Source organism: Pseudoalteromonas ruthenica, from assembly GCF_008808095.1.
Taxonomy (GTDB): Bacteria; Pseudomonadota; Gammaproteobacteria; order Enterobacterales; family Alteromonadaceae; genus Pseudoalteromonas; species Pseudoalteromonas ruthenica.
Genome location: NZ_CP023396.1, coordinates 3,105,577 through 3,117,853, shown reverse-complemented (window position 1 = coordinate 3,117,853; position 12,277 = coordinate 3,105,577). Strand labels below are relative to the sequence as shown.

The window sequence follows — 12,277 nt, the reverse complement described above, 5'->3', positions numbered from 1 at the left end:
TGTCTGTTTTAGGGGCTAAAATAGGAGCTGTGATGCGTAAAAAACAATAACCTAGCACCGGGCTTATCATTGGATTAGGGTAGTACCAAGCCTGTGGCCTTTAAAAAGGAACGATTATGAGTGTATTAGTTGTGTGTGCGTTGATCGCCTGTGTGTTACCTATACTTGCCAAAGCGCCGCTCGCTTGGGCGCAGAACCAGCAAGGGGGGTACGATAATCGCCACCCTAGGGCGCAACAACACGCGCTTACCGGCTTTGGCGCAAGAGCATTAGCAGCACACCAAAATAGCTTCGAGTCCCTGATTATTTTTGCTGTGGCATTAGCTGTGGTGATTGGCGCCAATAAACAAGCCGCAGTTATGGATACCTTAGCTATCAGCTATATTGTTGCGCGGGTGTTGTACTGTCTTTGCTATTGGTTTGATTTACATTTGCTGCGCTCATTAATTTGGGCGGTTTCTTATGCCTGTCCCATTGCTATGATCGCACTGAGTATTTAGCACTTTTCTGGTGTTAACGAAAAACACAAAGCAAGCACCTAATTTAAGGGGCTTGCTTTGTGTTTTTGTTGGTCGCGAATTAGTGCGAAGTGACGTTAATGCGCTCGGTTAAATCAGGCAATTGCACGTCGTTGCTGAGTTTGAAATCAAGTTGCACTAGGTGCTCATGCTCAGGATCCGAATAAGGCTGGTACTGCCATTGTTCAAGCGCACGCACCGCCTCTTTGTCAAACACTTGGGCCGGCTGTGATTTCACCACCGTAACATTGTTCACCGAACCATCTTGCGCAATTTGGAATCGCAAAACCACAGAACCGGAAATGTTTTGTTCCGCAGCCTCAATTGGGTACTTTGGTTCTATGCGCATCACTGCTTGCGGTTGGTCGGTTTTGTCTTGATTGTGCCCTTCACCTGCTTGTGTTGTGGCAATCAGCGTTAGGCTCGCGAATGCGAGTAAAATACTCAGCACTTTAGCGACGATATGACCCCGATTCGCCGATTGCATATTATGTAAGCGTTGTAACATCATGTTTTTATCTCCGTAGTATGAATAAGCCAAGCTATGCAGTTGCGAACGACTCGCACACTCGACCATGGATTTGCCATACAGCAAGCGCTGTGTGGCCGATTTGTTTGCCAGTACTAGTTCATCGCAGGCCAGCTCTTGGGTGCGTCTTAAGCTGAAGTATCCTAGCCATGTTAGTGGGTTGAACCACATTAAAATCACACAACCTAACGCAGCGGCATTAATGATGTTGTCATGGCGTCTTAGGTGCACATGCTCATGTTCAATCATCAAAGCCAAGGTGTCGGGGTTATGCTGTGTTACCAAATAGCTAGGTAGCACAATACGTGGCCTTATAAAGCCGATAAGCATGGGGGAGCTTATTTTTGTGCTCTCGTAAATAGGCAGTGATGCATTACTTACGTTGGCAGTGCTGGTCAGTTTAGCGCCTATGCGGCGTTGAAACTGTGCATGCTGCAAGAAAACACCTAGCAATAACACTGTGACCACTAACCAATAAGCGATTTCCCAATTCATGCTAACGTGCGTACTCGCATGCTGCAGAGGCGTCACGATGTAACTGTTTAGCACTGTGGGTGATGCCACTGACTGGCTGAGCTCAACATGGTGCGCTACGAGCGCTGCAGGAACCACAAGCCACAGGCCGTATATAAAACGGGCGGTCAATGATTTAAGGGCATAGCGCTCGACAATAACAAGTGTTATTAACAACGCAGAGAGCCAAGCTTGTTGGGCGATGATCCAGGCAAACATATTACTTTCCTTGTTGGTCTTCCCACTCTTTTATAACGGCTTTGAGTTCGTTGATATCTTGCTGTGACAGTTGCTCTGTTTTCGCAAAACCGCTGACTAATGGCGCAATACGGCCACTGAAAAATCGTTGTATTAAGCTTTTACTTTGCTTGAGGGTATATTCTTCGCGGCCAATTGTGGGTGTGTAACTGTATAAACGGCCCTGTTTTTCAAAGCTGACCGCCTGTTTTTTTACTAGTCGGCCTAACAGCGTTTTTATGGTTTTTTCATGCCACTGGGTGTCGTCGCTCAGGCGTGCAACCACCTCGCTGGCTTTCGCTGGATGGCCTTGCCAAAGGGCTTCCATAACGGCAAATTCGGCTTTCGACAACTCGATCATAGTATTGCTCACAAATGTAATTCTTAAACTAAAGATTACACTTGTAGTCAATGTCGTCAAGTTATTTTTGTAATCCGTACACCTGCTCCGCTGTCAGTGCTTGAAAATGGTGTTCGTTGATCCGCTCGGGTTGCAGTACATAGTCTCCTATACGCACACGCATAAGGTCGGTGACCCGGTAGCCGCAGTGCTTCGCCATTTTACGAATTTGCCGATTAAGCCCTTGGGTCAGGATGATTTTAAAGCGAGTTGTTGAAAGAGGTTCGCAAACACAGGGACGCGTCGTGTGTTCGCCCAGAGTAATGCCACTGCGCATTTGCACAAAAAACTCGGGGTTTAATGGTTTATCAACTTCAACCCAATACTCTTTTTGATGCGCAAAGTCGGGGTGTGAGAGGCGTTGGCACAGCGCACCGTCATTGGTCAATATCAGTAATCCGCGTGAGTCTTTATCAAGGCGACCAACCGGGTAAACACGGGGCCCTGCTGGGAGGTGATGAATAAGACTTTGAGGGTTGTGTGGTTGCAGCTTGCAATCAATGCCCACCGGTTTGTGATAAGCAAAATAACGTTTCGGCGCCAGTCCCCGCACTTCCTCGCCATCCACAGTGATATGGTCATAGGGACTGACATGGGTAATGTGTTGCGCCAAGGCACCGTTGACTCTCACTCGCTCGGCGGTAATCAGTCTTGAGGCTTGGCGGCGTGAGCAAACGCCAGCATGAGATAAAAACTTAGCGACACGAATAGGCGGTGACATGATTATTACTGTAACTAACGGACAAGGCCATCATAGCATGCTTTAATCGCCATGGCCTTTGCTTACGTATAGCTTTAAACCTTAATGTTTGGAGCAAATCATGGGTATCGACTTTACTAACCTGCAGCATCATCAACCGATTCAAAAAGTAGTGATCCACTCATTGGATATGGCGTTGTATCAAGTATCGGTAGTAATCAACAATATTGAATACTATGTCAAAGACCCTCGAGGCGAGATTCTCAAAGCCAATAGCCCATTGCATATTCAAAAGCTGTTCGATGATATTGCCTATCACGCCATGGTACTGCGCCATAGCAGTGCTTACGATGAAATGTGCGGTCAGCCGACTCGCCAACAAGATAACACTTTAGAAGTGCCCTACGGCAAAAACGGTTATTACTAATGGTGCTGCGTACTTTTGTTTCAATCGCTGTACTCTAGGTAGAAAGAAAATAACCCTATTAACAGTCTGGTCAATTGCCTCACTATATGTAAATCTGCATAGCATTAGGGACAACAAGGGGTTAGCTGATGAGCGACTTTTTCATTTACGCCATCGACTTTTTGACCAGTCTGTTTTTACTGGCGTTGGGCATCATCGTACTGGTGGTGATTTATTTTTATATTGTTGATGTTAATCAAAACAAGCATGCAATTCGTCGAAACTATCCAGTTATTGGTCGGTTTCGTTATTTTTTCGAGCGCCAAGGCGAGTTTTTTCGGCAATATTTCTTCGCCATGGACCGTGAAGAAATGCCGTTCAACCGTGCCGAGCGCAGCTGGGTATACAAAGCAGCGAAAAATGTTGATCGCACCTCCGCATTTGGCTCCACACAAAGCTTAGACCCCGCCGGCACTATTATGTTTATGAATTGTGCCTTTCCCACCTTAGAAGAAGACGCCATCGACCCTGAGCCCATTGTGCTCGGTGAGCAATCTCGCCACCCCTACACCGCGAAGGCGGTGTTTAATATCTCTGGCATGAGTTATGGCGCTTTATCTAAACGCGCCGTGTTGGCGCTATCGCGCGGAGCCCGCCAAGCGGGGTGTTGGATGAATACCGGTGAGGGGGGATTGAGCCCCTATCACCTTGAGGGTGGCGCCGATATTGTCTTTCAAATTGGCACCGCCAAATATGGGGTGCGTGATGAGCATGGCCAGCTCAGTGATCATAAACTCAAGGAAGTGGCGGCCCACGAGCAAGTGAAAATGTTCGAGATCAAAATGAGTCAAGGTGCAAAGCCCGGTAAAGGTGGGATGTTACCTGGGGTTAAGGTCAACGCTGAAATCGCCAAAATTCGGGGCATTCCTGAGGGCAAAGACTCCATTAGCCCGAATGGACATCCGGAAATTAAAAGCGTTAGTGATTTGCTGGATATGATAAACCACGTGCGTGAGGTGACCGGGAAGCCAACGGGATTTAAAGCGGTATTAGGGGAAACTCAGTGGCTTGAGCAACTGGTGGCCCTGATTAAACAACGTGGCGAGCACAGTGCGCCAGATTTTATCACTATTGATAGCGCCGATGGTGGCACTGGCGCCGCCCCTCAACCGCTGCTGGACTCGGTTGGTTTGCCATTGAAAGAGAGCCTGCCTTGGGTGGTCGACTTGCTAGAGCGTAATGGATTACGTGGTCGTATTCGTGTCGTTGTTTCTGGCAAGTTGATTGTGCCTTCCAAAGTGGCCTGGGCGATTGCCTTGGGCGCTGACTTCGTGGTCTCGGCTCGTGGCCACATGTTTTCCTTGGGGTGTATTCAGGCGCTGCAATGCAGCAAAGATACTTGTCCCACAGGGATCACCACCCATAACCCGAAACTGATGAAAGGGCTTGATGTGGTTGATAAAACTCAGCGCGTTGCGAACTACAACAAATATATTCACTATGGCATCGGTCTGATTGCTCACTCCTGTGGGGTGAATAACATACGTGGCCTGAATCGTCAGCATGTGCGCGTGGTGCAAGAAGACGGTTTGTCGCAAACCTTGGATGAGATGTACGCGCATTACAAATGACCGCGCTAACGAGCTAGGGGCTGTTGTTACAATCAATTGTTAGCAGGGTGCTAGACAATGCCCTGCAGCGGTTTTCTCTGCCTAGGCATTGCATGGTATTCTTAGCGCTATGAGGCCAATTGCGCCCTGTTTAAAAGGCTAAGTACAATGGATAACCAACCCAATAACCCCCTGCATGGCGTTAAGCTGGAACAAATAGTGACTCGTCTAGTCGAGCATTATGGCTGGCAGGTGCTAGCGCAGCATATCAATATTAACAGCTTTAAGAATGACCCCTCGGTGAAATCATCGCTGAAGTTCTTACGTCGTACTCCTTGGGCGAGAGAGGAAGTAGAGCAGCTTTATATTAAAACCTTCCACACGTGGCCATACAACGTCCAACAATAATGTTATTCGTGTCCCGATAAGGATTTTGCGCAACGCGCTAAAAATAGCGTATGGTGAGTATGAACGACTAAGGATAGGAACATACTCATGACCCAGAAACAGCACTTTATTTTACGGTGGCTAGTGCCTCAGGCTTTGCTGCAAAGTGCCTTGCTGGTGTGGCTGTACTTAGCCGTTGATAATGGCAACTGGCCAGCGCAATCGCCCACCTGGTTGGTGGGGTTAGTTACCCTGACTATCGTCTTTCCTGGATTATGCTACCTGCGATTAGAACGCGCAGGTTGGCGGCGCTTTTTAACTTTAGCCGTGCCCTACTCGCTGTTGTTGAGTGTGTTGGGGATGTATATCGGTGCGCAGCAGCCACAACAAGAGCTCTATAATAACGACGCGTTGATTGTCACCTTTGTATTATGTGCCTTAATCACCACGTTAAAGCTACTTAATGTAGCCACTTTGTATAGCAGAGGCGAGCCGATCACCTATCGGCAGTTGTACGAGCTATCTTGGCAGCATTTTATTCAGTTCAGTTTATGTTGCTTCTTTGCTTTAGCTTTATGGCTTATTTTGCTTCTTGGTGGCGAGCTATTCAGCACCATCGGCATTGAAATTTTAGCTGATCTGCTCGATGAACCTTGGGTTAGTATTCCAGTGCTTACCTGTGCGTTTGCTGGATCTGCTATTGCTCTTAGAGGCATGCTTTCGGCCGTAGAAAATATTGAAAAGCTACTGAAAATTTTAGCCAAATTTTTACTGCCCGTGCTTGCTGTGCTGGCCATTACCTTTATCGCCAGTTTGCCATTTACCGGATTAGAGTCGCTCTGGCGGCTGGAGAACAGCACCTTAATGCTGCTGTGGATGCAAGCGAGTTTGTTGTTCTTCTTTAATACCGTGTACAGCCGAACCGATGCTCTGCCTTACTATCACTGGTGGCGTGGGGTGATGCTATTGGCGCTGCTGACTTTACCGCTATACGCAATGTTGGCACATTACGGCCTGTGGCTGCGCATTGAACAGTATGGCCTGACAGTGAGCCGGGGGTGGGGAGTGCTGATCAGCGCCACCTTGGCGTACTTTGCCTTCAGTTACTGCGGAGCTATCATCATCAAGCGCCAGCATTGGCTCATTTGGGTGCACAAAATCAACGTTATCGGCTGCGCCGCATTATTTATGGCGTTGTTGGCGGTCAATTCACCGCTTGCTAATTTGCAACAGCTCAGTGCCCAAAGCCAAGTGCACCGATTGCAATCGGGGCAAGTCAGTGCCGATGAGTTTGATGTGTATTACTTTTACAGGGAACTTGGCAAGGCTGGCTTTGAGGCGCTGCAGCAAATACAACAGCATACTGATAATGACTCTCTTAAAGCGCGTATAGTTCGCTTATATGCTAATCGTGATGAGCCCAGCGACTTTGAAAAATGGCAGTCACAATGGCTGCAAGGGGTGCGCATTGCCAATGCGGCTAATCAACCTCCTTCCAGCTTGTTACAGTTTATCCATAGCAATAACTTCTACAAATATTATGGCCAGGGGGCTTCTTTGTACCTCATTGCTGCCGATGTGAACCAAGATCAGCAGTTAGAATGGCTATTGCTGCACCAGCAACACAATTATCTGCAAGGGGTGATGTTCACCGAAAACCAGCAACAGCAGTGGCAGAGTTATCACTTGCAGGTGGCCAACGCCACTGACGATGAAGAGCAAATTAAGCAGGCTTTGGCAGCAGGGGAGTTTACTTTAACAACGCCGCAATGGCAGCATATCGATATAGGTGGGGCGCGTTTATCGGTGCCAGTAAATATCTATGAGCAACAGGAGTAACGATGTCGAAACTAACCGTCGCTTTGCTACAGCATGACATTCACTGGTTGGACGTAGAGGCAAACCTCGCACATTTAGCGACGCAGCTACAATCGCTACCAGAGGTTGATTTAATCTTGCTGAGTGAGACCTTTGCCACTGGATTCGCTGTCGCCGAACCAAATGTTGAGCGTCATAGCGAGCGCATTATTGCTTGGCTTAAAGACCAGGCCCAGCGCCGCCAAGCGGTTTTGTGCGCCAGTGTTATTAGTGCCGACGAGACAGGCAAGTTTAACCGCCTATATTGGGTGCAGCCCAGTGGCGAGCTGGATTATTACGACAAACGCCATCTATTTTGCTTAGGCAAAGAGGGTGAGCACATGGACGCCGGCACAGCGCGCAAGGTGTTCACTGTAAAAGGGGTCAGAGTCCTTCCTCAAGTATGTTATGACCTGCGTTTTGGCGTATTCCAACGTAACCGTAATGATTATGATGTGATGGTTAATATTGCTAATTGGTCAGCTGCTCGGCGCGATGCCTGGGATACGTTATTAAAAGCCCGGGCCATAGAAAACCAGTGTTACGTGTTAGCGGTCAACCGGGTTGGTGAAGATGGTCAAGGTGTTGAGCACAATGGCGGCACCGCAGCTTATCGCTTCGATGGCAAGCAGCTCGCTTATGGCGAGGATAATAAGGCCCAGACGATTACGGTTACCTTGGATTTAGCGCAGTTAGAGGACTATAAGGAATCCTTTCCCGCATGGCAGGATGCGGATGACTTTGAGCTCAACTTGTAAACCCCTGGCCACGGTATAATCACTTTTAAGCTGCTAGGCTAAGAGGATTAGCAATAACAAGGAGGTGTGCGGTGACTCAGATTACTCTTTTCACCTACGACTGGGTGCCAGAACTACCGCGTGGCTATGTGCGTGATTTGCGCGTACGTTGGGCGTTAAAAGAAGCCGGTCTTGATTACCGCGTTGCCACTGTGGCATTTAAAAATAGAAGCGCTGAGCATTTTGCCCGGCAACCGTTTGGGCAAATTCCCTGGCTCGAAGATGGCGAGCTGTCGGTGTTTGAAAGCGGCGCTATCTTGTTACATCTCGGCGAGAAAAGTACCGCACTGATGCCCAGTGCCGCCAGCGAACGGAGCAAGGTGATTGAATGGGTTTTTGCGGCGTTAAACTCGGTTGAAGCCGCTAGTTTACCCTGGTCTATTTACCAGTTCTGTGGTGATAGCAATGACACCCCAGCCCGAAAGCAGTTAGATGCCTTTTTACGCGCTCGACTGACGCACATGGAGCAAGTGTTGACGCAGCGGCAGTGGTTGGCCGCCGACTTTTCTATCGCCGATATTTTAATGGCCGATGTACTGCGGTTAGTGGCGCGCTTTGACGCCTTGGCTGAGTTTAAAGCCTGTAATGCGTACCTTCAGCGAGCTTGTGCTCGGCCTGCATTTGAGGCGGCACTGCAAGAGCAACTAGCTCAGTATGGAGAGCCTTCTGCAGATCAACCCAAGGCTTAATCAACGCCATGAAGAACTGGTATAATCGTTATTCGATTATTAGTTCTGAGCTGGTATGTTGATTTTACCTGTGCTTTTAGCGGGCGGTAGCGGTACGCGTTTATGGCCGTTATCGCGCCAAGACCGTCCAAAACAATTCTTATGCCTCGATGGTGAGCATTCACTGTTACAGCAAGCAGCACTGCGAGTACAGCATCACTGCTTACTGCCACCGCTGGTGGTGTGTAACGCCGAACATCGATTTATGGTCGCGCAGCAACTACTGGAGGTAGGCATTGATCCCTGCGCCATTATTCTCGAGCCACAGAGCAGAAATACTGCCGCAGCGGTGGCTATTGCCGCGCTGTGGGCACAGCAACATTATCCCGATGCCAGCTTATTTGTGACCCCAGCGGATCATGCGATTGCCAATCCTGCGTGTTTAATTGAGCGTTTACCGGCGTTAGCGCAGCACAGTGAGCAGGCGCTACTTACGTTCGCCATTGAACCCACGCGCGCCGCCACAGAATATGGCTACATTTTAAAAGGTAAAGCCGCAGCACAGGCGACCAATCTATTTCATGTACAGCACTTTAAGGAAAAGCCCTCATACGCGCTAGCGCAGCAGTATATCGAACACGGGAACTACTACTGGAATTCCGGCATGTTTATGTTTACCAGTGGCTGTTTTGTGCGAGAGCTAGAGCAACACCAACCGCAGATGCTGGCTGCGCTGCGCAAAGCGGCGCACTTTCACCGCGATCTTGATTTTGTTCGTGTCGATGCCGATGCCTGGCAACGCGTGCCCAGAGACTCTATTGATTATGCTCTGCTGGAGCATAGCGAACAGGTGCTGACTTGCCCGCTGCCACTGCAATGGGCCGACCTAGGCAGCTTTGCGCAAGTATGGCAACACACAGAGCAAGATCATCATGGCAATGCGGTGGTTGGCGAAGCGGTGCTGCAAGATAGCCATAACAACTTAGTGGTGACCGACGAGCATCAGGTGGTGGCGACCTTAGGAGTCCATGATTTAGCAGTAGTGCAAAGCGGTGATACCACCTTGGTGGCAGCCAAATCGCAGCTGCATACTATGCCAGCTCTGCTTAGCCAAGTCAGTGAGCAATACCCACAGCGACGTTTGCGTCACCGCCAAGTATTTCGACCTTGGGGCAGCTACGAGGTGCTCAATGAGGGGCCAGGTTTTAAAGTAAAGCACATTATGCTTCATGCCAAGACGCGACTGTCTTTGCAGCTACATCAACATCGCGCTGAACATTGGGTGGTTGTTAGCGGCACTGTGCTGGTGGAGATTGATGGCCAGCAAAGCCAGCTCAGCGCCGGACAATCAACCTTTATCGCTGCGGGACAAAAACACCGCCTGAGCAACACCTCAAACACTGTCGCGCGGGTGATTGAGGTGCAAAGCGGTGCGTATCTTGAAGAAGATGATATCGTCCGTTTTGATGATGATTATGGCCGTTAGACTTGAGCGCGCATTGATTTAAGGTACAGCTCTAAGCTTTGTTGCCATAACTCAAGGCAATCGCTTAGGTGAGTATCTAGCGGCTTATCCTCAAGCAATCGCCGTTCAATTTTCTTTAAAGCCATGCCGTAGCGATTAAACCCGAGTTGCAAAGCTGTGCTGGCTTGGCGATGTAACACTTTGATGCACTGCTCTTTATCATTGGCCATAAGCTGCTGGCAACGCAGCAGTTTATTACGGGCTGAAAGCACGAACTCATTATAAATAGAGGTCAGCTCTTGCTCTTCAAAGGTATTGGCCATTTGCTCTGCGGCGGTTTCATCGTAGAGCACATCTTTAAGCTCAACGCTCAAATTAGGTGCTTGACTGGACTGCGAGTCACTTAACGCTTGGCGCAGCTTTTCTTGTTTTATAGGTTTGCCGACAATGTCTTTGATCCCCAAGGCCAGGTATTCTTTCACTTCATCGGGGCTGAGGCTGGCAGTAAAGGCTAAAAACGGCGTGCGATGATTGCGATGGTCGATATTCTTCAAGCGTCGGATCACCTCTTGGCCGCTTAAGTCGGGTAAATTCATGTCCAATAACACCACATCAAAATGATACTGCTGCATCAGTTCAATGGCGCTATGGCCATCGGTAGCGAGCTTCACTCGATGCTCGTCCTCGGCCATAAACTCTATGGCAATCTTTTGGTTAAGGTCGAGATCTTCTACTAACAACACATCAAGGCCGGTGAGGTAATGGGTCGTTTGCGGACGTTTCTCAACGAGGCTAAGCTCGCCCACAGTTAAGCGCATATCAAAGCTAAAGGTACTGCCTTTGCCAACTTCACTATCAATAATAAGCTGGCTGCCTAAGTGTTCCAGCAGCCGGCTGGTGATTGCTAAGCCCAGGCCAGAGCCGCCCTTGAGTTTACCGGCGCTACTTTGTACATAGGGTTCGGTTAAATACTGAATTTCTTCTTGTTCTATGCCGGGGCCTGAATCAATAACACTAAAGCGTAGGGTGTGCTCTTCTTGGCCTTCACGCAATAAATCTACCTGTAGAATCACTTCACCTCGGTCGGTAAATTTGATGGCATTACCTACTAGGTTAATCAGTACCTGTCGTATCTTTTGGTGGTCGCAGTAATAACAGGCTTGTCGCGGCAAGTTAAAGTTCAACTCAAACTTGACCCCTTTTTGCTCTGCCAGCGGGCTTAGCAACAAACACAGGTTATTAATCCAAGTGCGTAACTCTACGTCTTCTTCAAAGAGGGCTTCATCACTTTGGTCTAAGCTCGCATACTCAAGGACTTTATCAATGAGTAAGTTTAGCGACTCGGCTGAGTTGATAATGGCTTCACAATAGGGTTTGTTTTTGGGGTTATTGGATTGGTTCATGATCAATTGCGCACTGCCTAATATGCCATTGAGTGGGGTGCGAATCTCATGACTGACGGTAGATAAAAACAGGCCGCGAATTTCTAAATCTTTCTGCGCCTTGGCTGTGAGTTGATTAAGGTTAAGCTCGCGACGCTCGTTACAGAATAACGCCAAACCAGCAGCGTAGAGCATCGGCGCTAGCACGCCATTAATTAGCAGCGTCATACTAAACCAATCATTACGGATCAGGCTGAAACGGTCGATATCGCCAATCCAAATTGTGCGGGCGCTGAATATGCCTAAGCACATCACTAAGGCAATTAAATACACCAAACTGGCACTGGGGTATTTATGTCGTCCGTAGCGAATAACAATGTAGGTTAGACACAGTGCTTCAGCAATATGTTGTAAGTCAGACAATAACACTCTAGTACGTAAGTTACTGTCAAAGAACATAAAGTAGGTAAAGCCAAGGAGTAAAAAAGCACTAACGAAAATAAATAAGGTGGTAACAAAACCTTTGTAATCTAAAAAACGGCTGATGGCTAACACATGAATAATGGAGCCGAGCATAAAGCTAATGTTAGCCAGTACCACTAACTCCTGTGAGCCCACATCAACGGTGCTCTTCAACGCGAACAGTAAAATCGCTAATAACAAGCACACGGGATAAAACACGTACAAGCCAATACCGACAAAATTACGGTTGGCCCGCCAGGTAATAAAGTTCAACAGCGCCATAACAAATACGGCAGCGGCACTGGTGTAAAAAAGGGCTTTTGCGTCGAGCATCAACAAGTTAAAA

12 protein-coding genes are annotated in these 12,277 nt (G+C 48.4%); 8 read left to right on the top strand and 4 right to left on the bottom strand.

Translation table 11 applies throughout. The features are described from left to right. Window positions 1–116: 116 nt before the first annotated feature. Complete coding sequence (locus PRUTH_RS14715; protein ID WP_138510013.1) at window positions 117–500, top strand: MAPEG family protein; 384 nt, start codon at window positions 117–119, stop codon at window positions 498–500. A gap of 79 nt (window positions 501–579) precedes the next feature. Here PRUTH_RS14715 and PRUTH_RS14710 read toward each other — a convergent pair whose 3' ends face one another. From PRUTH_RS14710 to PRUTH_RS14700, 3 genes are all read right to left on the bottom strand, one after another. Further along, window positions 580–1,779, bottom strand: coding sequence for a TonB family protein (locus tag PRUTH_RS14710; RefSeq protein ID WP_151173597.1), 1,200 nt, complete (start codon window positions 1,777–1,779; stop codon window positions 580–582). A gap of 1 nt (window position 1,780) precedes the next feature. Further along, window positions 1,781–2,158 carry a BlaI/MecI/CopY family transcriptional regulator gene (locus PRUTH_RS14705; protein WP_022945014.1) on the bottom strand — a complete coding sequence of 126 codons (378 nt, stop codon included), beginning with the start codon at window positions 2,156–2,158 and terminating at the stop codon, window positions 1,781–1,783. Window positions 2,159–2,219: 61 nt separating this feature from the next. Next, on the bottom strand, window positions 2,220–2,918 hold the full coding sequence (locus tag PRUTH_RS14700; RefSeq protein ID WP_151173596.1) for a pseudouridine synthase: 699 nt from the start codon (window positions 2,916–2,918) through the stop codon (window positions 2,220–2,222). 100 nt (window positions 2,919–3,018) lie between these two features. Between PRUTH_RS14700 and PRUTH_RS14695 the strand changes: the two genes are divergently transcribed. The 7 genes from PRUTH_RS14695 to PRUTH_RS14665 all read left to right on the top strand — a co-directional run bounded on the left by PRUTH_RS14695 (window position 3,019) and on the right by PRUTH_RS14665 (window position 10,108). Next, on the top strand, window positions 3,019–3,324 hold the full coding sequence (locus PRUTH_RS14695) for a DUF6482 family protein (protein WP_022945016.1): 306 nt from the start codon (window positions 3,019–3,021) through the stop codon (window positions 3,322–3,324). Between the two features lie 128 nt (window positions 3,325–3,452). Further along, window positions 3,453–4,934 (top strand): FMN-binding glutamate synthase family protein, encoded by a 1,482-nt coding sequence (locus PRUTH_RS14690; RefSeq protein ID WP_151173595.1) that lies wholly within the window; start codon window positions 3,453–3,455, stop codon window positions 4,932–4,934. 147 nt (window positions 4,935–5,081) lie between these two features. Then, window positions 5,082–5,321 (top strand): VF530 family protein, encoded by a 240-nt coding sequence (locus PRUTH_RS14685; RefSeq protein ID WP_022945019.1) that lies wholly within the window; start codon window positions 5,082–5,084, stop codon window positions 5,319–5,321. Between the two features lie 87 nt (window positions 5,322–5,408). Then, the gene (locus PRUTH_RS14680) at window positions 5,409–7,139 is read left to right on the top strand and encodes a DUF4153 domain-containing protein (RefSeq protein WP_151173594.1); all 1,731 of its coding nucleotides are present in this window, start codon (window positions 5,409–5,411) and stop codon (window positions 7,137–7,139) included. 2 nt (window positions 7,140–7,141) lie between these two features. After that, on the top strand, window positions 7,142–7,915 hold the full coding sequence (locus PRUTH_RS14675) for an amidohydrolase (protein WP_151173593.1): 774 nt from the start codon (window positions 7,142–7,144) through the stop codon (window positions 7,913–7,915). Between the two features lie 71 nt (window positions 7,916–7,986). Further along, window positions 7,987–8,643, top strand: a complete 657-nt coding sequence (locus PRUTH_RS14670; RefSeq protein WP_151173592.1) for a glutathione S-transferase family protein — start codon at window positions 7,987–7,989, stop codon at window positions 8,641–8,643. Between the two features lie 55 nt (window positions 8,644–8,698). Beyond that, complete coding sequence (locus tag PRUTH_RS14665) at window positions 8,699–10,108, top strand: mannose-1-phosphate guanylyltransferase/mannose-6-phosphate isomerase (protein WP_151173591.1); 1,410 nt, start codon at window positions 8,699–8,701, stop codon at window positions 10,106–10,108. Here PRUTH_RS14665 and PRUTH_RS14660 read toward each other — a convergent pair. Continuing rightward, a complete protein-coding gene (locus PRUTH_RS14660) occupies window positions 10,105–12,264 on the bottom strand; it encodes an ATP-binding protein (protein ID WP_151173590.1) in 2,160 nt (719 codons plus the stop codon). The two genes, PRUTH_RS14665 and PRUTH_RS14660, sit on opposite strands and share 4 nt — an antisense overlap. Window positions 12,265–12,277 lie beyond the last annotated feature (13 nt).